A 20,068-nucleotide genomic window follows, 5' to 3' on the forward strand; every position below is an offset into this window, starting at 1 on the left:
AACAAAAATGTCAGTTCAAACCATCGCCGCAAAGTTCAGCCGAAACTGCTGAGGCGTCACCCCCAGCCTGCGATTGAACACGCTGCGCATGTGCTGGGCATCGCGGAAACCGCATTGATAGGCCACGGTCTTGAGCGGCGCACGAGTGCTTTCGAGCATCACCCGCGCCGCATCGACCCGCGCGCGTTCGACGAACTCGGCCGGGGTGATTTTCGCTTCCCTGGCAAATACCCGGGAAAAATTGCGCGCGCTCATGTTGGCGGCGTTGGCCAGATCGGCAATGGTCAAGTCACCGGTCAGGTTGGCCAACACGTAATGCTGGACCATCGCCACTGCCGAGGTCGGTTCGGCGTGGGGCGTGAGGAACGGGCTGAACTGCGATTGCCCGCCCGAACGCTGGGTGAACACCACCAGCCGCTTGGCGACATTCAGCGCCACTTCCGGCCCGTGATCCCGCCCCAGCAGGTACAGGGACAGATCAATCCCCGCCGTGACCCCGGCCGAGGTGAACAGCTCCCCGTCCTCTACATAAAGGCGATCCGCTTCAACACGGGACGAGGGGCATAGCGCCGCCAGTTCCGACGCGTCCTGCCAATGCGTGGTGACTGTGCGCCCCTCCAGCAACCCTGCGCGGGCGAGCATGAAGGCGCCATTGCAGATCGAGCCAAAGCGCCGGGCCCGCGCACAGGCATCACGCAACCAGCCATCGAATGCCATGCCGAAATCCATGAACGGCAACTGCGGACCGCCGGCCACCAGTAACAGGTCATAGACCTGCAACGCTTCGCTGAAATGCCGATGGGCATTCAGCGCCAGACCGTTGGAACACGCCATCACCCCACGCTCCACGCCGATTACCTCCAGCCGATAGTGATCCTCGGGCGCAAGGAAACGATTGGCCTCGGAAAACACATCCATGGGACCGGTGACGTCCAGCGACTGGACGCCGGCGAACACCACGATGGCGACGGTTTTACTCATGACGTGAATCGCCTTCTGTGGATCTGATTGCACCGTTCCCTGTAGGAGCGAGCTCGCTCGCGATGGACGCAAGAGCGCCGCGTACATCCAGGCAGCCCACGTCATCGTTGACGTCCATCGCGAGCGAGCTCGCTCCTACAGGGGCTGCGTGCAACCCTATCCAATCCCCGCCCAACAAGCGAGGGTGGCGCGATATGCACGCTCATTGGCCGGGATCGCAGCCATGGATCGATTGTCCGGCTTCGGGGGCCGGAACAGACTGAAACCCTCAGCGCCACTCAGGCGTTCACGACGAGGAAAACTCCATGAGCACCACCATCGCCGGCATCAGGATCCCCGACAGCGCATTGGCCAGGGCCACCACCGAGTACATCCGCGACATCGAATCAGACTTGCTCTACCACCACTCGCGCCGGGTATTCCTGTTCGGCGCACTGAGCGGTGAGCGCAAGCAACTGACCTACAACCCGGAGTTGCTGTACGTCGGGGCAATGTTCCATGACCTGGGCCTGGTGGAAGGTCATCGCAGTGACAACGAGCGCTTCGAAGTCGATGGAGCCAACGCCGCAGCAGCGTTCCTCAAGCCTTACGGGCTGAGCGATGACGATATCGAACAGGTCTGGCTATCGATTGCCCTGCACACCACACCGGGCGTACCGCAACACTTGCGGCCCACCGTGGCGCTGGTAACGGCGGGTGTCGAGATGGACGTGCTGGGCATGGACTACGCGGCGTTTTCCACCGTGCAGCGCGAAGCAGTGGTGCATGCGCATCCACGGGGCGAGGGATTCAAGGAATGCATCATCTGCGCGTTTGCCGACGGCTTGCGCCACCGTCCGCAGACCACGTTCGGTAATGTGAAGACCGACGTGCTGGTGGATCAGGAGCCTGGGTTCAAGCCGATGAACTTCGTCGAGGTCATCCGCAAATCACCCTGGACTGCATAAGAGACCTTGTAGGAGCGAGCTTGCTCGCGATGGTGCATCAGTCACATTGACTTCGACTGACACACCTTCGCGAGCAAGCTCGCTCCTACAGAGGATTGGGTTGGCCGCAGAGCTGTGGCCAACCCGACTTCAGGCTCAAGCCGCTTCCGGTGCCTGCGCGCGACGCACGTCCGGTTGCTTCCATGAATCGGTTGCCGCTTCTTCGATCGCTTGCTGGATAGCACGCTTGCGGCTCTCTTCGGCACGACGGCTGAAGAACCAGACCATGAAGGTCACGATCGACACCGCCAGCAGAATCAGGCTGGCCACGGCGTTGATCTCGGGTTTGACCCCCAGGCGTACCGCCGAGAACACTTCCATCGGCAGGGTCGTGGAACCCGGGCCGGACACGAAGCTCGCCAACACCAGGTCATCCAGCGACAGCGCGAACGACATCATGCCGCCGGCCGCCAGCGATGGCGCGATCATCGGGATGGTGATCAGGAAGAACACCTTCCACGGTTTCGCGCCCAGGTCCATGGCCGCCTCTTCGATGGACAGGTCCAGCTCACGCAAGCGCGCCGAGACCACCACCGCCACATAGGCCGCGCAGAACGTGGTGTGGGCGATCCAGATGGTGACGATGCCGCGTTCCTGCGGCCAGCCGATCATCTGCGCCATGGCCACGAACAGCAGCAACAGCGACAGACCGGTGATCACCTCAGGCATTACCAGCGGCGCAGTCACCAGGCCACCGAACAGGGTGCGGCCCTTGAAGCGGGTGATGCGGGTCAGGACGAACGCAGCCAATGTACCCAGCGCCACCGCCGCCACCGCCGTGTAGCAGGCGATTTCCAGCGAGCGCACCACCGAGCCCATCAGTTGGGTGTTGTCGAGCAGGCCGACGTACCACTTGATCGACCAGCCGCCCCACACCGTTACCAGTTTCGAGGCGTTGAACGAGTAGATCACCAGGATCAGCATCGGCAGGTAGATGAACAACAGACCCAGGACCAGCATCATGCTGGAGAAACGGAAGCGCTTCATTCTTTACCCTCCATTTCCTTGGCCTGACTGCGGTTGAACAGGATGATCGGCACAATCAGGATCGCCAGCATCACCACCGCCAGGGCGGACGCCACCGGCCAGTCACGGTTGTTGAAGAACTCTTGCCAGAGCACTTTACCGATCATCAGGGTTTCCGGACCACCGAGCAGTTCCGGGATCACGAACTCGCCCACCACCGGGATGAACACCAGCATGCAGCCGGCGATGATGCCGTTTTTCGACAGCGGCACGGTGATTTTCCAGAAGCTGTTGAACGTGCTCGAACCCAGGTCGGACGCGGCTTCCAGCAGGCTCTGGTCATGCTTCACCAGGTTGGCGTACAGCGGCAGGATCATGAACGGCAGGTAGGAATAAACCACGCCGATGTAGACCGCCAGGTTGGTGTTGAGGATCTGCAGCGGTTCGTCGATCCAGCCCATGCTCATCAGGAAACCGTTGAGCAGGCCGTTGTTGCTGAGGATACCCATCCACGCATAAACGCGGATCAGGATCGCGGTCCAGGTCGGCATCATGATCAACAGCACCAGCACCGTCTGCACTTCCTTGCGGGCAACGGAGATGCCATAGGCCATCGGGTAGCCGATCAACAGGCAGAGGATGGTGCTGAAAAGCGCCATCTTCAGCGAGCCGAGGTAAGCGGCGATGTACAGCTCGTCACCGCCCAGCATCGCGTAGTTACCCAGGTTCAGCAGCAACTGCAGCTTCTGCTCGGCGTAGCTGTAGATTTCGGTATACGGCGGAATGGCCACGTCTGCTTCGGCGAAGCTGATCTTCAGAACGATGAAGAACGGCAGCATGAAGAACAGGAACAGCCAGATGAATGGAATGCCGATGACCATCTGACGGCCACCGGGAATTATTCGATTGAGACGGCGTTTGAGTTTGCGCATGTTCATGAGCGAAGTACCACGCCGCTGTCGTCTTCCCACCACACGTAGACCTGATCACCCCAGGTCGGACGCGTGCCACGGCGTTCGGCGTTGGCTACGAACGACTGCACCAGCTTGCCGCTTGGCAGTTCGACGTAGAATACCGAGTGGCCGCCGAGGTAGGCGATGTCGTGCACCTTGCCGCTCGACCAGTTGTACTCGCAAGTCGGCATGTCGGCGGTGACCAGCAGCTTTTCCGGACGAATCGCGTAGGTGACCGACTTGTCCTGCACCGAGGTGCTGATGCCGTGACCGACGTAGATCTGGCGGTCCAGGTCCTTGCAGGTGATGGTTGCGTGGCCTTCGGCGTCTTCGATCACTTCGCCTTCGAAGATGTTCACGTTACCGATGAATTCGCAGACCAGGCGGCTGGTCGGGGTTTCGTAGATGTCGATCGGGCTGCCGATCTGGGCGATCCAGCCCAGGTGCATGATCGCGATGCGCTCGGCCATGGTCATGGCCTCTTCCTGGTCGTGGGTCACCATGACGCAGGTTACGCCGACGCGCTCGATGATCTCCACCAGCTCCAGCTGCATTTGCGAGCGCAGCTTCTTGTCCAGGGCGCCCATCGGTTCGTCGAGCAACAGCAGCTTCGGTCGCTTGGCCAGGGAGCGGGCCAGGGCCACACGCTGACGCTGACCACCGGACAATTGATGCGGCTTGCGCTTGGCGTATTGGCTCATCTGTACCAGCTTGAGCATTTCGGCCACGCGGGCATCGATTTCAGCGTTCGGGATCTTGTCCTGCTTGAGGCCGAAGGCGATGTTCTGCGCCACGGTCATGTGCGGGAACAAGGCGTAGGACTGGAACATCATGTTGATCGGCCGCTCGTAGGGCGGCATGTCAGTGATGTCTACGCCATCGAGGAAAATGCGCCCCTCCGTGGGCCGTTCGAAACCTGCGAGCATGCGCAGCAGAGTGGATTTGCCCGATCCCGAACCGCCGAGCAGGGCGAAAATTTCGCCTTTCTTGATTTCCAGGGACACATCGTCCACGGCAATCGTCTCGTCGAACTTCTTCGTGACCCGGTCGATTTTGACCAGCACCTGTTTAGGTTGCTGGTCGCCCTCGAGGGCTTTCTTATAGGCGCCGGAGGCAACTGCCATTTACGAAACTCCCAACAAAATTTTCAGTCCGCTCAAGGTGAGCGAACCTTGGATAGTTTGAGCCTTGAAACTATTTACCCGACTTGACCTTGGTCCAGCTGCGGGTCATCGATCGTTGAATATTCGGCGGTAGCTCGATGGACACGTAGGTCTTGTCGAGAACCTCTTGCGGTGGATAAACCGCTTCGTCGGTACGGATGGACTGTTCCATCAGTTTGTCCGACCCCGGGTTAGGGTTGGCATAGCCGACGTAATCACTGACCTGGGCAATCACCTCAGGCTTCAGCAAATAGTTGATGAAAGCGTGGGCCTGCTTGACGTTGGCCGAGTCCTTCGGAATCGCCAGCATGTCGAACCAGAGCGCACCGCCCTCTTTCGGGATCGAGTAGGCGATGTTCACGCCCTTCTTGGCTTCTTCGGCACGGTGCTTGGCCTGGAAGATGTCACCGGAAAAACCGATCGCCACGCAGATATCGCCATTGGCCAGATCCGCGATGTACTTGGAGGAGTGGAAGTAGGTCACGTAAGGGCGCACCGCGAGCAACTTGGCGGTGGCCTTTTCGTAGTCCTTGGGATCAGTGCTGTTGGCGTTCAGGCCCATGTAGTTGAGCACTGTCGGCATCATTTCATCGGCGGAATCGAGGAACGCGACGCCACAGCTATGCAGCTTCTTGATGTTTTCCGGCTCGAACAAAACACCCCAGGAGTCGATCTTGTCGACACCCAGCACCGCCTTGACCTTGTCGACGTTGTAACCGATGCCGTTGGTGCCCCACAGGTACGGCACGGCGTACAGGTTGCCCGGATCGTTCTGCTCCAGACGCTTGAGCAGCACCGGGTCGAGGTTGGAATAGTTCGGCAGCTGCGACTTGTCGAGCTTCTGGAATGCTCCGGCCTTGATCTGTTTGCCGAGGAAGTGGTTCGACGGTACGACCACGTCATAACCGGTACGCCCGGCCAGCAACTTGCCTTCCAGGGTTTCGTTGGAATCGAAGACGTCATAAACCGGCTTGATTCCGGTCTCTTTCTGGAAGTCGGCCAGGGTGGTCTCGCCGATGTAATCCGACCAGTTATAAATATGCACAGTGCCGGCGGCCTGGACACTGACAGCAATCGTCAGCCCGGCAGCAGCCAGCAAGGCATTGCGCAACATAGAAAAAATAGGCAAGTGGAGGTCCTCTGAATTTAGTTGGGCCCAAGTTGCCCCGCGTTACATGACAACCGTGATTGTCCAGCAACAAAACCGGCGCGCAACTTACCCTCGAAAAACCGTTCCAGCAAACTTTATGCAGATCCTTGTAGGAGCGAGCCTGCTCGCGATGGTCGTCAACGATAACGCTGGGTGCCTGACACCCAGCGGTGCTCTCAGGTTCATCGCGAGCAGGCTCGCTCCTACAGGGTGTATTTCTTACTTACCTGATTTGATCTTGGTCCAGCTGCGGGTCATTTCACGCTGGGTCGCCGCTGGCAGGTCGGCGATGGCATACAACTTGGCCTGCACATCGGCTGGCGGGTAGATGCCTGGATCGCTGGTGATGTCTTTTTCCACCAGAGCCGTTGCAGCGGCGTTACCGTTCGGGAAGCGTACGGCGTTGGTGATACCGGCCATGACTTCAGGCTTCTGCAGGAAGGTCATGAACTTGTAGGCACCCTCGACGTTCTCGGCATCCTTGGGAATCGCGACCATGTCGAAGAAGCTGCCAGCGCCTTCTTTCGGAATGGCGTAGCTGACCTTGACCTTGTCACCCGCCTCTGCGGCACGGGACTTGGCCTGCTGAACGTCACCCGAGTAGCCAACCGCTACGCAGATGTTGCCGTTGGCCAGGTCCGAGATGTACTTGGAGGAGTGGAAGTAGGTGATCGAAGGACGAATCTTGAGGAACAGGTCCTCGGCTTTCTTGATGTCTTCTTTCTTCTGGCTGTCGGTTGGCAGGCCCAGGTAGTGCAGCGCGACCGGGAGCATTTCGGTCGGCGAATCGAGGAAACTCACACCGCAACCCTTGAGCTTGGCGATGTTTTCCGGCTTGAGCAGCACGTCCCACGAGTCGATGGTGTCGACGCCCAGCGCAGCCTTGACCTTCTCCGGGTTGTAACCGATGCCGATCGAGCCCCACATGTACGGGAAGGCGTGCTTGTTGCCAGGGTCACTGACCGAAACGGCCTTGAGCAGATCCTGGTTCAGGTTCTTCCAGTTAGGCAACTTGGACTGGTCCAGCTCCTGATATACGCCGGCCTTGATCTGTTTGGCCAGGAAGTTGTTCGACGGCACGACCACGTCGTAGCCGGACTTGCCCGCCAGCAGTTTGGCTTCCAGGGTCTCGTTGCTGTCGAATACGTCGTAAACGACCTTGATCCCCGACTCTTTTTCGAAGTTCGCGATGGTGTCCGGAGCGATGTAGTCGGACCAGTTGTAGACGTGCAACACCTTGTCGTCCGCCTGAACCGCACCCGCCATCATGCCCGCGACGGACAGGGCGAGAAGTGTCTTGCCAGCAAGCTTTTTACCTAATGCCTTCATGCGTCATGCTCCAAATTTTTCTTTTTTGAACCACTTTGTTCAGCGGCCGAACCCGGGCAACTGGAACTGCGGCTAGTCTGGCAAGATCCGAGGCGGTCTTTCAAGAAAAGACCGGCCTTTGTGACAGCTTTGAGCGAGAGCGCCGCAGCTCCCTCGCTCTGAGCCTAGCACTTAGCCCTGCAATGCACTCAGGGTCAGGTCAAGGCACTTGCGAGCCTTGGTCACCAGCTCATCGATTTCCGCCGGCGTGATCACCAGGGGCGGAGCGATGATCATGGTGTCGCCGACTGCGCGCATGATCAGGCCATTGTCGAAGCAGAACTGACGGCAGATCATGCCGACGCCCTTGCCCTCATAACGCTTGCGAGTGGCTTTGTCCCGGACCAGTTCGATGGCCCCCAACAGCCCGACCCCACGAACTTCACCTACCAGCGGGTGATCGTTCAGTTCCCGCAGACGCTTTTGCAAATACGGTGCCGTTTCGGACTTCACGCGCTCGACAATTTTTTCGTCGCGCAGGATCCGGATGTTTTCCAGCCCCACAGCCGCCGCTACCGGGTGCCCGGAGTAGGTGAAACCGTGGTTGAAGTCGCCGCCCTCATTGAGCACGTCCACCACTTCGTCGCGCACAATCAGGCCACCCATCGGGATGTAGCCCGAGGTCAGGCCCTTGGCGATGGTCATCATGTCCGGCTTGAGGCCGTAGAAATCGGTACCGAACCACTCGCCGGTTCGGCCGAAACCGCAAATCACTTCGTCAGCCACGAACAGGATGTCGTACTTGGCGAGGATTTCCTTGATGCGCGGCCAGTAAGTCTCTGGCGGAATGATCACGCCGCCGGCGCCCTGGATCGGCTCGGCAATAAAGGCACCGACGTTGTCGACGCCGACTTCCAGAATCTTTTCTTCCAGCTGGTTGGCGGCCCACACACCGAATTCTTCCGGGGTCATGTCGCCGCCTTCGCCGAACCAGTACGGCTGGGCAATGTGGACGATGCCCGGGATCGGCAAGTCGCCCTGTTCGTGCATGTACGTCATGCCACCCAGGCTCGCGCCAGCCACGGTGGAGCCGTGATAGCCGTTCTTGCGGCTGATGATGACTTTCTTGTTCGGCTGGCCCTTGATCGCCCAGTAGTGACGAACCATACGCAGCATGGTGTCGTTGCCTTCAGAGCCGGAACCGGTGAAGAACACATGGTTCATGCCTTGCGGCGCGATGTCGGCGATGGCCCTGGCCAGTTCCAGTACCGGTGGGTGTGCCGTCTGGAAGAACAGGTTGTAGTAAGGCAGCTCGCGCATCTGTTTGCTGGCGGCATCGGCCAGTTCATCGCGACCATAGCCAATCGCGACACACCACAGGCCGGCCATACCGTCGAGGATCTTGTTGCCTTCGCTGTCCCAGAGGTAAACGCCCTTGGCGTTGGTGATGATCCGCGGGCCTTTCTCTTTCAGCTGCTTGAAGTCGCTGAACGGAGCCAGGTGGTGATCACTGCTCAAGGTTTGCCATTCACGGGTTTGCGGATTGTTGCTGGTCATACGAATCTCCTAAAAAAATCAGGTGAAAGCGCCACTCGACAACGGCAGCGCCCGGCGTATCAGACGGCAAAGAGCAGGAATTCCCTTTCCCACGAACTGATGACGCGCTTGAAGTTTTCATGCTCGGCCCGCTTGACCGCGACGTAGCCAGTGATGAAATTTTTGCCCAGGTACTTCTCGATTGTTGAACTGTGTTCCATGCGTTCCAGCGCATCTTCGATGGTCAGCGGCAGGCGCAGGTTGCGACGTTCATAGCCGCGCCCCACCACCGGCGCACTCGGGTTCAGGCCTTCGACCATGCCGATGTAACCGCAGAGCAGGCTCGCGGCAATCGCCAGGTACGGGTTGGCATCGGCGCCCGGCAGGCGGTTTTCCACCCGACGATTTTGCGGTCCCGCATCCGGTACCCGCAGGCCCACCGTGCGGTTTTCTTCGCCCCACTCCACGTTCACCGGCGCCGAAGTGTCCGGCAGGAAGCGGCGGAACGAGTTCACGTTCGGGGCGAACAGCGGCAACAGCTCGGGAATGAGTTTCTGCAAGCCACCGATGTGGTGCAGGAACAACTGGCTCATGGTCCCGTCGTCGTTGGAGAAGATGTTCTTGCCGGTCTCGATGTCGATGATGCTCTGGTGCAAGTGCATGGCACTGCCTGGCTCGCCGGTCATCGGCTTGGCCATGAAAGTTGCGGCGACGTTGTGCTTGAGCGCGGCTTCGCGCATGGTGCGCTTGAACACCAGGATCTGGTCTGCCAGGGACAGGGCATCGCCATGACGGAAGTTGATTTCCATCTGCGCCGTGCCGTCCTCGTGGATCAGCGTGTCGAGGTCAAGGTCCTGCAGTTCACACCAGTCGTAGACGTCTTCGAACAGCGGATCGAACTCGTTCGCCGCTTCAATGGAGAACGACTGACGACCGGTTTCCGGGCGACCTGAGCGGCCGACCGGCGGCTGCAACGGGTAGTCCGGGTCGTCACTGCGCTTGGTCAGGTAGAACTCCATTTCCGGCGCCACGATCGGCTGCCAGCCTTTGTCGGCATAGAGTTTCAGGACTTTCTTGAGTACGTTGCGCGGCGACAGCTCGATCGGGTTACCTTGCTTGTCGTAGGTATCGTGGATGACGATGGCGGTCGGCTCGATGGCCCACGGCACCACGTATACGGCGTCGGCGTCCGGCTTGCAGACCATGTCGATGTCGGCCGGGTCGAGCAGTTCGTAATAGATGTCGTCTTCGACGTAATCGCCGGTTACGGTCTGCAGCAGCACGCTTTCTGGCAGGCGCATGCCTTTTTCGGCGATGAATTTGTTGGTCGGCGAAATCTTGCCCCGGGTAATCCCGGTCAAGTCGGCGATCATGCATTCGACTTCTGTGATCTTGTGGTTTTTCAACCAATCGGTGAGCTGGTCGAGGTTGTTACTCATAAATGCCTCTAGGCTTGAGTTGTCTGACCCTTTTAAGGTCAGGCGTTGTTTGACGCGTCGGCGTCGCGTTGTAGAGCGTTCCTGCGGCAGATTATCGTGTTTGCCAACACTGCCGCAGAGGCCGGGCGTGCAGAATCGCGAGCGGTGCCCTGAACAATGGTCAGGCCGCTATTGTGAATCGGTTCTATATTGATTGGAGTAACCGTAATGGGGGTGCCACCGCGACCGTCCAGAATAACGGACGGGGACAGGTGCTCTGTCAAGGATGGGAGAATCACCGGCAGGCCTGAAACGATCGAGGCCATTGCGCGGACGTACGTGTCACCACTTTTGTGGCAAGCATGCCGACCGAGCTGTCTTGAGCAGTCGGTGACGCCGATTATCGGCAGGCGAGACATGAAGCACCCCGGTATTATTGCTGTTATGGGTTTGATTCGAGCTTAGCCTTGTTCATTTTTTTACACAACACCCCCGTAAAAAATACAACACGGCCCGCTCAAGCTCGCGGCCGCCGCCACGTCCAGCGGAGTAAAAACGCCCTAAAGTGCCTCAAAAAAGCCACACGAGCGCTTTTTTAGGGCAAAAAAGGCCTCGCTTGACTTCGGCAGGCCGTTCGGGTTGACTGGAATCTGAAAAGATCAATGATTGATATTTTTAACAACAAAGGTGTTGCATCATGTCGGTACCCCCGCGTGCCGTTCAGCTTAACGAAGCGAACGCGTTCCTTAAGGAACATCCTGAGGTTCTGTACGTTGACCTTCTGATTGCGGATATGAATGGTGTGGTGCGCGGCAAGCGCATCGAACGCACCAGCCTCCACAAGGTTTACGAGAAAGGCATCAACCTGCCGGCCTCTCTATTTGCTCTGGATATCAACGGCTCGACGGTGGAAAGCACCGGCCTGGGCCTGGACATCGGTGATGCTGACCGAATCTGCTATCCAATCCCCGATACCCTGTGCAACGAGCCATGGCAGAAGCGCCCGACCGCGCAACTGTTGATGACCATGCACGAACTCGAAGGCGAGCCATTCTTTGCCGACCCGCGCGAAGTGCTGGCCAATGTGGTGCGCAAGTTCGACGAAATGGGCCTGACCATCTGCGCCGCGTTCGAACTGGAGTTCTACCTGATCGACCAGGAGAACGTGAACGGTCGTCCACAACCACCTCGCTCGCCGGTTTCCGGCAAACGTCCGCACTCGACCCAGGTCTACCTGATCGACGACCTCGACGAATACGTCGACTGCCTCCAAGACATTCTGGAAGGTGCCAAAGAGCAAGGCATTCCGGCCGACGCCATCGTCAAGGAAAGTGCCCCGGCGCAGTTCGAAGTGAACCTGCACCACGTGGCTGACCCAATCAAGGCCTGCGACTACGCAGTCCTGCTCAAGCGTCTGATCAAAAACATCGCCTACGACCATGAGATGGACACCACCTTCATGGCCAAGCCGTATCCAGGCCAGGCGGGTAATGGTCTGCACGTCCATATCTCGATTCTTGATAAAGATGGCAAGAACATTTTTGCCAGCGAGGATCCCGAGCAGAACGCCGCACTGCGTCACGCGATCGGCGGTGTGCTCGAGACCCTGCCGGCGCAGATGGCTTTCCTCTGCCCGAACGTCAACTCGTACCGTCGTTTCGGTGCGCAGTTCTATGTGCCGAACTCGCCAAGCTGGGGCCTGGACAACCGTACCGTGGCCCTGCGCGTTCCAACCGGCTCCGCCGACGCCGTGCGTCTGGAACACCGTGTGGCCGGCGCCGACGCCAACCCGTACCTGCTGATGGCTTCGGTCCTGGCAGGCGTGCACCACGGTCTGGTCAACAAAATCGAACCTGGTGCTCCGGTCGAAGGCAACAGCTACGAGCAGAACGAGCAGAGCCTGCCGAACAACCTGCGCGATGCCCTGCGCGAGCTGGACGACAGCGAAGTCATGGCCAAGTACATCGATCCGAAATACATCGATATCTTCGTGGCTTGTAAAGAGAGCGAGCTGGAGGAGTTCGAACACTCCATCTCCGACCTCGAGTACAACTGGTACCTGCATACCGTTTAAGCGGTTGCAGTAAAAAAACGCCGTCGGCTTCACAGCCGGCGGCGTTTTTTTTGCTCGCCATTTATTATGGAATGCTTGTCAGCAGAACCAAGGAAAATTCCTACGGATTCGCCAGACACTGACTACATCTGCACCCTGACCACAACCTCACACTTCGGACGCCGGGATTCTTCCCGTTTTCCTACCCGCGCATGAGAACAACTATGAAAAAACAGCTATTGGGCGCAACCATCACTCTGATCGTCGCCGGTTTGTGCTCCACCGCCTGGGCAACAGCCGGTGACACGGCCGCATGGAGCTATTCCTCCCCCACCGGACCGCAAAACTGGGGTGAACTGAAGAGCGAGTACAGTCTCTGCTCGTCGGGCAAGACACAGTCGCCTATCGATATTCGTGACGCGATCAAGACTGAAGCCAAGATGCTGAACATTGCTTATCAGCCAAGCAAAGCCACTGTGTCGAACAACGGCCACACCATTCAGGTAACGCCGGTCGACGCCGGAGGCATCACTCTGGAATCCAGTCACTACTCATTCGTGCAAATGCATTTTCATACGCCAAGCGAAGAAATGATCCAGGGGCGCACCTATCCTCTGGACGCGCATCTGGTCCACCGCAACGCTGCAGGCGAACTGGCCGTGGTGGCCTTGCTGTTTGAAGAGGGTGCATACAACCCGGCCCTGGAGCCAATCCTGGCAGCCATGCCAAAGCACACGGGCGGTAGTGCGCATCTGGACACGGTAAATGTTGCACAACTACTACCTGCGAACCTCAACGCCTATTTCTATATGGGCTCCCTGACAACACCCCCTTGTACCGAAGGCGTGCGCTGGAATGTGCTGGCCACTGCGGTGCAACTGTCGCGAGCGCAACTGGAGGCGTTCCAGGCGCTGTATCCAATGAATGCACGCCCGGTTCAACCCTTGAACGACCGGAGTGTGCACATCGGCGGCTAAGCGCCCTTGATCGCCGGACCGGGCAGCGGAGCCCATACAGACAAGGTGCCACCTGCCTCGTACAATGCCCGCTGCCCCGCAGGAGACTCCAATGACACGCGTAGCCACCCCACGCAAACCCCGCGCACGCAGCCAGGCCCGGATCGATTCGATACTCGATGCGGCCCGCACGCTGTTGGCCGCCGAGGGCGTGGCCAGTCTGTCGATCTACAGCGTCGCCGAGCGCGCGGAGATACCGCCCTCCTCGGTCTACCACTTCTTCGCCAGCGTGCCGGCCTTGCTTGAAGCCTTGACCGCCGATGTCCACGCCGCCTTCCGTGCCTGCCTGCAAGCCCCCATCGATCACCCGGCCTTGAACGGCTGGCGCGATCTGTCGCGACTGGTGGAACAACGCATGCTCGACATCTACGCAGAGGACGCCGCCGCCCGCCAACTCATTCTGGCCCAACACGGCCTGACCGAAGTCACCCAGGCCGACCGCCAGCACGACATCGAACTGGGCGACCTGATGCACAAGCTGTTCGACCATCACTTCGAACTGCCGACATTGCCGAGCGATGTCGATGTGTTCGCCCTGGCCATGGAGCTGGGCGACCGGGTGTATGCGCGTTCGGTGCAGCAGCACGGGCAGATCACACCGCGCATGGCCGAGGAAGGGATGCGGGTGTTTGATGCGTATCTTGGGTTGTATTTGCCGCCTTACCTGCCAAAGCGTGCTGTTGCTGCCTGATTTTCTATTGGCTGGACTGGCCTCTTCGCGAGCAAGCCCGCTCCCACAGGGAAACGCATTCCAGATGTGGGAGCGGCGGTGCGACGACTCGACTTGCTCGCGAAGGCCACACCGCCTATCTCACTGAATCACACGCACAAAAACCCCGAAGGGCTCAAACCCTTCGGGGTTGTTGTTTGCGCGCACGGCTTACAACTTGGCGATCGACACCTCGGTGGATTTCACGAACGCGATCACTTCACTGCCGACCGCCAGTTCCAGCTCCTTCACCGAACGAGTAGTGATCACCGAAGTGACGATGCCGGACGCGGTCTGCACGTCGATTTCCGACAGCACGTCGCCGAGGACGATTTCCTTGATGGAGCCTTTGAACTGGTTACGAACGTTGATGGCTTTGATAGTCATGATGTTGATTCCTGTCGTGGGATAAGACTTGAGTTATTGAGCCCAGCGCAATTGCGTAGGCAAGGGTGAAACAGGTTCCGGTTCCGGCGGCTGGCCGGGCAGCGCCAGCACGCGATTGAGCACTTCGGTTTCCAGCGCCGCCAGCCGATGGGAGCCGCGGACCCGGGGGCGCGGCAGTTCGACGTGCAGGTCGAGACCGACTTCGCCCTCTTCGATCAGGATCACCCGATCGGCAATCGCCACCGCTTCGCTGACGTCGTGGGTGACCAGCAACACGGTGAAGCCATGCTGTTGCCAGAGCCGCTCGATCAGTTGCTGCATTTCAATTCGGGTCAGGGCATCCAGCGCGCCCAAGGGTTCGTCGAGCAACAGCAGGCGCGGCTGATGAATCAATGCACGGGCCAACGCCACGCGTTGTTTCTGTCCACCGGATAGAGCTGCCGGCCACTCGTGGGCGCGATCGGCCAGACCGACCGCTTCCAAAGCTTCAAGCGCTTGCGGCCGCCAGTTGCCCTTGAGACCAAGACCGACGTTGTCGATGATCTTTTTCCAGGGCAGCAATCGCGCTTCCTGGAACATCAGCCGCGTGTCCTCCCGCGCCTCACTCAGTGGCGCGGCACCGGCCAGCAATTCACCGCCCGTGGGCTGGTCGAGACCGGCGAGCAAGCGCAGCAAGGTACTTTTACCGCAACCACTGCGGCCCACCACGGCGACAAACTGGCCGGCCGGAATGTGCAGGTCGATCTCACGCAGCACCTGCCGCGCGCCAAAGGTTTTTTGCAGCTTGCGCACCGCCAGCGGAATCCCGCGCAGCAGGCGTGGAGGTTGTTCCGCGATCATGCCGCACCTCCCTTGGCAACCTGATACGCCGGGTGCCAGCGCAGCCACACACGTTCAAGTCCACGGGCCGCGAGGTCGGCCAGTTTGCCGAGCACCGCGTACATCAGGATCGCCAGCACCACCACGTCAGTCTGCAAAAACTCCCGGGCATTCATCGCCAGATAGCCGATGCCGGAACTCGCGGAAATGGTTTCGGCGACGATCAACGTCAACCACATAAACCCCAGGGCGAAACGCACGCCGACCAGAATCGAAGGCAGCGCCCCTGGCAGAATCACCTGCCAGAACAGGCTGAAACCGCTCAGGCCATAGCTACGCGACATCTCCACCAGCGCCGGGTCGACGTTGCGAATGCCGTGATAGGTGTTGAGGTAAATCGGGAACAACGTGCCCAGCGCCACCAGGAAAATCTTTGCCGACTCGTCGATGCCGAACCAGAGAATCACCAGCGGAATCAGGGCCAGGTGCGGCACGTTGCGGATCATCTGTACCGAACTGTCGAGCAGGCGCTCGCCCCACTTCGACAGGCCGGTGATAAAACCCAGGGTCAGACCGATGCTGCCACCAATGGTGAAACCCAGCGCCGCACGCCAGCCACTGATGGCCAGGTGCGTCCAGATTTCGCCGCTGCGCACCAGGCTCACGCCGGCTTCGATCACGGCGATCGGTGCCGGCAGGATCCGTGTCGACAACCAGCCCGCCGACACACTCAACTGCCACACCGCCAGCAGCAACACCGGCAACGCCCAGGGCGCCAGACTGTGGATGATTTTCTTCATGACCGCGCCTCAGCTCTGGGACGCGGCTTTGGGCAGAATGTCGTTGGCGACCATCTCGCCGAACGGGCTGACGTAGCCGGCACTTTTCGGCAGTTCAGGACGCTCGACATCGAGGTGCGGGAACAACAACTCCGCCACCCGATACGACTCTTCCAGGTGTGGGTATCCGGAAAAAATGAACGTGTCGATGCCCAGGTCCGCGTACTCCTTCACGCGGGCGGCCACGGTCGGGCCATCGCCCACCAGCGCCGTACCGGCACCGCCGCGCACCAGACCAACACCGGCCCACAGGTTGGGGCTGACTTCCAGGTTGTCGCGGTTGCCGCCATGCAATGCGGCCATGCGTTGCTGACCGACCGAATCGAAACGCGCCAGCGAAGCCTGGGCACGAGCGATGGTGTCGTCGTCCAGATGCGAGATCAGTCGATCCGCCGCTTGCCAGGCTTCGGCATTGGTTTCGCGCACGATCACATGCAAACGGATGCCGAAGCGCACGGTGCGGCCAAGCTTGGCGGCTTTAGCGCGGACCTGCTCGATCTTCTCGGCCACGGCAGCCGGCGGCTCGCCCCAGGTCAGGACCATTTCCACCTGCTCTGCCGCCAGGTCTTGCGCGGCTTCCGACGAGCCACCGAAGTACAGCGGTGGACGCGGCTGCTGGATCGGCGGATAGAGCAACTTCGCTCCCTTCACGCTGATGTGCTGGCCGTCGTAATCGACGGTTTCGCCTTCCAGCACGCGGCGCCAGATACGGGTGAACTCCACAGAGGCCTGGTAGCGCTCTTCGTGGCTAAGGAACAGACCATCGCCCGCCAACTCCTCCGGATCACCGCCCGTTACCAGGTTGAACAACGCCCGCCCGCCAGACAGACGATCCAGGGTCGCAGCCTGACGCGCCGCCACTGTCGGGGAAATGATCCCGGGGCGCAGGGCGACAAGGAACTTCAGACGCTGGGTCACCGGAATCAGCGATGCCGCCACCAGCCACGAGTCTTCGCAAGAGCGGCCGGTGGGAATCAGCACCCCGCCGAAACCCAGGCGATCCGCCGCTTGCGCGACTTGTTGCAGGTAGCCGTGGTCAACGGCGCGGGCGCCTTCGGCGGTGCCAAGGTAATGGCCGTCGCCGTGGGTAGGCAGGAACCAGAAGATATTGAGGCTCATGGAGTGGTCTCCTTGGGGAATCGAATTATTGGGCTTTGGCCACGGCAGCCGGCGGCGTCCAGATCACGTCTTTGATGCTGAGCGGCTTAGGAATCAGCTTGAGCTGGTAAAAGCTGTCGGCGATTTTCTGCTGCGCGGCGACCACTTCCGGGGTGAGGAACAGCGCGCCGTAACCCTGGCGTTTCACCGAGGTCAGGGTGATGTCCGCCGGCAGGCCGAGCAGTGGCGATACCTGCTGGGTCACATCCTGGGGATTGGCCCTGGACCACTCGCCCACCGCCCGCACTTCTTCCACCAGGGTCTTGATCACCTCGGGATTTTTTTGCGCGTAAGGTTTGGTCGCCAGGTAGAACTGATGGTTGTCGACGATGCCCTGACCATCACGCAGAGTGCGCGCTTGCAGCTGTTGTTCGGCGGCAGCCTGGTACGGGTCCCAGATGACCCAGGCGTCGACGCTGCCACGTTCGAACGCGGCGCGGGCATCAGCCGGCGGCAGGAATACGGTCTGGACGTCGGTGTACTTGAGGCCGGCATCTTCCAGTGCACGCACCAGCAGGTAGTGCACGTTGGAGCCCTTGTTGAGCACGACTTTCTTGCCCTTGAGCTCTGCCACCGACTTGATTGCCGAGTCCTTCGGCACCAGGATCGCCTCACTGTGCGGCGCTGGCGGTTCGTAGGCGACGTAGAGCAAATCAGCACCGGCCGCCTGGGCGAACACGGGCGGAGTCTCGCCGGTGACGCCGAAGTCGATGGAGCCGACATTCAGGCCTTCAAGCAGTTGCGGGCCACCGGGGAATTCAGTCCATTGCACGTCCACGCCTTGGGCGGCTAGACGTTTTTCCAGGGTGCCCTTGGCTTTGAGCAGCACCAGAGTGCCGTATTTCTGGTAGCCGATTCGTAACGTCTCGGCCTGAGCTTGAGTAATGGCGCCGAAGGTGACAGCCGCAGCAAACAGAGCGACCAGACCACGACGCAAAATGACAGGGCGCATGGCGCTCTCCTTTTTGCAGTTGGGTTTTGGCTGCACCTGCTTGCCCGTTGGCGGGCGAGTAAGGCCAGTACTTCAATTTTCGGTGAGGCTTAAATGCTCCAGCGAGCACTCAACAAACGGTCATTCAACAGGTTCGGATCGAGCGGCTTGGGCCGTCGCGCCATGGCGCTGGAAAACTGCTCCAGCGCTTCATGTAAACGTTGTTCCAGCTCCGGCGCCAATTGCGCCTGGGTGCTGCCTTCGCCGTAGGCGATGTGGCTGTCGACGGCGAATATCCCCTGCAGCATTTCCTGGGCCTTCAATGCCGACAGCACCGGCTTGAGCGCGTAATCCACCACCAGCATGTGGGCGATGCTGCCGCCAGTGGCCATGGGCAAAACAACCTTGTGGCTCAGGGCGCGTTCGGGCAGCAGGTCCAGCACGACTTTCAGGGCTCCGGAAAACGATGCCTTGTAAACCGGCGTGGCGATCAGCAGGCCATCGGCGTTTTCAATCTGTTGCAGCAGGTCGATTACCTTCGGGCTGTCGAAGCGTGCGTGCAGCAAGTCCTCGGCCGGGAAGTCCCGCACCTGGTAACTCACCACTTCCACACCCTGCTCCTGTAACCATTTCCGGGAGCGATCCAGCAGCACCCCGGAACGAGAGCGCTGACTGGGACTGCCACCGAGTGAAACAACCAACATTCAGACGATTCCTTGTGCGGTGCTGGCGATTCGCGGTTTGCGATCTCGCTTCGATGGAGTGACCTTAACAGCTGATTAATATATCCATAAATCATATTTATTCATTTGGTTATGCCTTTAAGAGATATTAAATTTCACTTCTTCCGGGCAAAAAAACAGGCCGTCGAAACGGCCTGAAATCCCCTGCTTTGTGGATGCTGTTAACTGTGAAACCTGTGGAGTCTGATCTGCCGCCTTCGCGAGCAAGCCCGCTCCCACAAGGGCTTACGCGGTCAACTGTGGGAGCGGGCTTGCTCGCGAAGGCGGCATCAGCCTCACCGTAAATATTGATGACTCACCGATCAGGCTGCGGCGTCAGGCGCAAGTAAGGCTTAACGGCACGATACCCCTTGGGAAAGCGCTGTTTGATTTCACCCTCATCCTTGAGCGACGGCACGATCACCACCTCGTCACCGTCCTGCCAGTTGGCCGGTGTGGCCACCTTGAAGTTGTCGGTGAGTTGCAGCGAGTCGATCACCCGCAGGATTTCATTGAAGTTGCGGCCGGTGCTCGCCGGGTAGGTAATCGTCAGCCGGACCTTCTTGTTCGGATCGATCACGAACAGAGAACGTACGGTCAGGGTGTCGTTGGCATTGGGATGGATCAGATCGTAGAGGTCCGAGACCTTGCGGTCGGCGTCATCGAGGATCGGAAAGTTGACCACGGTGCCCTGGGTTTCGTTGATGTCCTCGATCCACTTGTGGTGCGACTCGACGGGGTCCACGGACAGCGCGATAGCCTTGACGCCGCGCGCCGCGAATTCATCCTTGAGCCTGGCGGTGAAGCCCAGTTCAGTGGTGCACACTGGCGTGAAATCCGCCGGATGGGAAAACAGCACGCCCCAGCTATCGCCCAGCCACTGGTGGAAACGGATGATGCCGGCGCTGGAATTCTGTTCGAAATCGGGGGCGATATCGCCAAGTCTGAGACCCATGGTGCTGCTCCTTGTGAG

At 59.6% G+C, this 20,068-nt stretch carries 20 protein-coding genes; 4 read left to right on the plus strand and 16 right to left on the minus strand.

The window, feature by feature from the left end; genetic code table 11:
• Window positions 1-15 precede the first annotated feature (15 nt).
• On the minus strand, window positions 16-981 hold the full coding sequence (locus AC06G5_RS28905; protein ID WP_413703837.1) for a GlxA family transcriptional regulator: 966 nt from the start codon (window positions 979-981) through the stop codon (window positions 16-18).
• A gap of 305 nt (window positions 982-1,286) precedes the next feature.
• Between AC06G5_RS28905 and AC06G5_RS28910 the strand changes: the two genes are divergently transcribed.
• Window positions 1,287-1,928 (plus strand): HD domain-containing protein, encoded by a 642-nt coding sequence (locus tag AC06G5_RS28910; protein ID WP_413421895.1) that lies wholly within the window; start codon window positions 1,287-1,289, stop codon window positions 1,926-1,928.
• 135 nt (window positions 1,929-2,063) lie between these two features.
• On the opposite strand, the gene AC06G5_RS28915 is transcribed toward AC06G5_RS28910, so the two are convergent.
• The 8 genes from AC06G5_RS28915 to AC06G5_RS28950 all read right to left on the minus strand — a co-directional run bounded on the left by AC06G5_RS28915 (window position 2,064) and on the right by AC06G5_RS28950 (window position 10,880).
• Window positions 2,064-2,954, minus strand: a complete 891-nt coding sequence (locus AC06G5_RS28915; RefSeq protein ID WP_480458653.1) for an ABC transporter permease subunit — start codon at window positions 2,952-2,954, stop codon at window positions 2,064-2,066.
• Window positions 2,951-3,832, minus strand: a complete 882-nt coding sequence (locus tag AC06G5_RS28920; RefSeq protein ID WP_238539257.1) for an ABC transporter permease subunit — start codon at window positions 3,830-3,832, stop codon at window positions 2,951-2,953. The genes AC06G5_RS28915 and AC06G5_RS28920 overlap by 4 nt, the downstream gene beginning before the upstream one ends.
• Before the next feature lie 35 nt (window positions 3,833-3,867).
• On the minus strand, window positions 3,868-5,010 hold the full coding sequence (locus AC06G5_RS28925; protein ID WP_008015388.1) for an ABC transporter ATP-binding protein: 1,143 nt from the start codon (window positions 5,008-5,010) through the stop codon (window positions 3,868-3,870).
• Window positions 5,011-5,080: 70 nt separating this feature from the next.
• Window positions 5,081-6,178: a polyamine ABC transporter substrate-binding protein gene (locus AC06G5_RS28930; protein WP_413421899.1), complete on the minus strand. Its 1,098-nt coding sequence runs from the start codon at window positions 6,176-6,178 to the stop codon at window positions 5,081-5,083.
• A gap of 240 nt (window positions 6,179-6,418) precedes the next feature.
• A complete protein-coding gene (locus AC06G5_RS28935) occupies window positions 6,419-7,528 on the minus strand; it encodes a polyamine ABC transporter substrate-binding protein (protein WP_413421901.1) in 1,110 nt (369 codons plus the stop codon).
• A 171-nt stretch (window positions 7,529-7,699) separates the two neighbouring features.
• Window positions 7,700-9,064 (minus strand): aspartate aminotransferase family protein, encoded by a 1,365-nt coding sequence (locus tag AC06G5_RS28940; protein ID WP_413703835.1) that lies wholly within the window; start codon window positions 9,062-9,064, stop codon window positions 7,700-7,702.
• A 59-nt stretch (window positions 9,065-9,123) separates the two neighbouring features.
• Window positions 9,124-10,482: a glutamine synthetase family protein gene (locus tag AC06G5_RS28945; protein ID WP_413421905.1), complete on the minus strand. Its 1,359-nt coding sequence runs from the start codon at window positions 10,480-10,482 to the stop codon at window positions 9,124-9,126.
• A 38-nt stretch (window positions 10,483-10,520) separates the two neighbouring features.
• On the minus strand, window positions 10,521-10,880 hold the full coding sequence (locus AC06G5_RS28950) for a gamma-glutamyl-gamma-aminobutyrate hydrolase family protein (protein WP_480458656.1): 360 nt from the start codon (window positions 10,878-10,880) through the stop codon (window positions 10,521-10,523).
• Window positions 10,881-11,158: 278 nt separating this feature from the next.
• Between AC06G5_RS28950 and AC06G5_RS28955 the strand changes: the two genes are divergently transcribed.
• The 3 genes from AC06G5_RS28955 to AC06G5_RS28965 all read left to right on the plus strand — a co-directional run bounded on the left by AC06G5_RS28955 (window position 11,159) and on the right by AC06G5_RS28965 (window position 14,221).
• Window positions 11,159-12,535: a glutamine synthetase family protein gene (locus AC06G5_RS28955; RefSeq protein ID WP_008015393.1), complete on the plus strand. Its 1,377-nt coding sequence runs from the start codon at window positions 11,159-11,161 to the stop codon at window positions 12,533-12,535.
• 203 nt (window positions 12,536-12,738) lie between these two features.
• On the plus strand, window positions 12,739-13,491 hold the full coding sequence (locus AC06G5_RS28960) for a carbonic anhydrase (RefSeq protein ID WP_413703834.1): 753 nt from the start codon (window positions 12,739-12,741) through the stop codon (window positions 13,489-13,491).
• Between the two features lie 91 nt (window positions 13,492-13,582).
• The gene (locus tag AC06G5_RS28965; RefSeq protein ID WP_413421911.1) at window positions 13,583-14,221 is read left to right on the plus strand and encodes a TetR/AcrR family transcriptional regulator; all 639 of its coding nucleotides are present in this window, start codon (window positions 13,583-13,585) and stop codon (window positions 14,219-14,221) included.
• 189 nt (window positions 14,222-14,410) lie between these two features.
• On the opposite strand, the gene AC06G5_RS28970 is transcribed toward AC06G5_RS28965, so the two are convergent.
• From AC06G5_RS28970 to AC06G5_RS29000, 7 genes are all read right to left on the minus strand, one after another.
• A complete protein-coding gene (locus AC06G5_RS28970) occupies window positions 14,411-14,626 on the minus strand; it encodes a TOBE domain-containing protein (protein ID WP_007967989.1) in 216 nt (71 codons plus the stop codon).
• Between the two features lie 33 nt (window positions 14,627-14,659).
• Complete coding sequence (ssuB, locus tag AC06G5_RS28975) at window positions 14,660-15,466, minus strand: aliphatic sulfonates ABC transporter ATP-binding protein (RefSeq protein WP_413421913.1); 807 nt, start codon at window positions 15,464-15,466, stop codon at window positions 14,660-14,662.
• Window positions 15,463-16,245, minus strand: a complete 783-nt coding sequence (ssuC, locus tag AC06G5_RS28980; protein WP_413421915.1) for an aliphatic sulfonate ABC transporter permease SsuC — start codon at window positions 16,243-16,245, stop codon at window positions 15,463-15,465. The genes ssuB and ssuC overlap by 4 nt, the downstream gene beginning before the upstream one ends.
• Before the next feature lie 9 nt (window positions 16,246-16,254).
• Window positions 16,255-17,403 (minus strand): FMNH2-dependent alkanesulfonate monooxygenase, encoded by a 1,149-nt coding sequence (gene ssuD, locus AC06G5_RS28985; RefSeq protein ID WP_111282858.1) that lies wholly within the window; start codon window positions 17,401-17,403, stop codon window positions 16,255-16,257.
• Window positions 17,404-17,428: 25 nt separating this feature from the next.
• Window positions 17,429-18,394 carry a sulfonate ABC transporter substrate-binding protein gene (locus AC06G5_RS28990; RefSeq protein WP_322617405.1) on the minus strand — a complete coding sequence of 322 codons (966 nt, stop codon included), beginning with the start codon at window positions 18,392-18,394 and terminating at the stop codon, window positions 17,429-17,431.
• An 89-nt stretch (window positions 18,395-18,483) separates the two neighbouring features.
• A complete protein-coding gene (gene ssuE, locus AC06G5_RS28995) occupies window positions 18,484-19,077 on the minus strand; it encodes an NADPH-dependent FMN reductase (protein WP_480458660.1) in 594 nt (197 codons plus the stop codon).
• 334 nt (window positions 19,078-19,411) lie between these two features.
• Window positions 19,412-20,050, minus strand: coding sequence for a peroxiredoxin (locus tag AC06G5_RS29000; RefSeq protein WP_480458662.1), 639 nt, complete (start codon window positions 20,048-20,050; stop codon window positions 19,412-19,414).
• Window positions 20,051-20,068 lie beyond the last annotated feature (18 nt).

Source organism: Pseudomonas sp. WT-JTC (assembly GCF_056711565.1).